Consider the following 769-nt stretch of genomic DNA (forward strand, 5'->3'; position numbering starts at 1 on the left):
TTCAATCGTATCTCTCGCAAATGGGTGATATTTCAATCGATAAAGTCGACTGGAATGAAATCGAAAACAACGCGTTCTTTTGCCCAGATGCCGATAAGGTACCAGAGTTTGATCAAATGATTCGTGATCTTCTAAAAGAAGGAAACTCAATCGGGGCGAAGATCCAAGTTGTCGCGACTAAAGTGCCGGTGGGACTTGGTGAGCCAATTTTTGATCGATTAGACGCAGACATTGCTCACGCACTCATGAGTATTAACGCCGTGAAAGGGGTGGAAATTGGTGATGGCTTTGATGTCGTCAGCCAGAAAGGCAGCGAACACCGTGATCCATTAACTCCGGAAGGTTTCAGCAGTAATCACGCGGGTGGTATTTTAGGTGGGATCTCGACAGGACAAGACATTGTGGCAAGTATTGCACTTAAGCCAACGTCTAGTATTACCGTTCCTGGTGACACCATAACCAAAGACGGCGAAGCCACTCAGCTGATCACTAAAGGTCGACACGATCCTTGTGTTGGTATTCGCGCCGTGCCGATTGCCGAAGCGATGTTAGCGATTGTATTGCTCGATCACCTTCTTCGTCATCGTGGTCAAAACTTTGGTGTAACGACTGAAACGCCGAAGATCTAACACAGAGTAAATGAAGTAAATCAAGGGTTGGCATAGGCTAACCCTTTTTTTTTGCGTTTTTATAATCATGGCGATTTAAGCCAACAGAGACATTAAAGCCAACAGAGAAATTAGTGCAAAGAGCCTTCAGATCGGAAGAG

Annotated in this window: 1 protein-coding gene; it reads left to right on the plus strand. The window is 45.4% G+C overall.

Annotation, left to right across the window (positions count from 1 at the left end):
* On the plus strand, nt 1–629 hold a 629-nt coding region (gene aroC, locus ACP45E_RS19865; RefSeq protein ID WP_069585467.1), incomplete at its 5' end, for a chorismate synthase.
* Between the last annotated feature and the right edge of the window lie 140 nt (nt 630–769).

Origin of the sequence: Vibrio genomosp. F10 str. 9ZD137 (assembly GCF_049974785.1) — a bacterium.
In the GTDB taxonomy this organism is placed as follows: Bacteria; Pseudomonadota; Gammaproteobacteria; order Enterobacterales; family Vibrionaceae; genus Vibrio.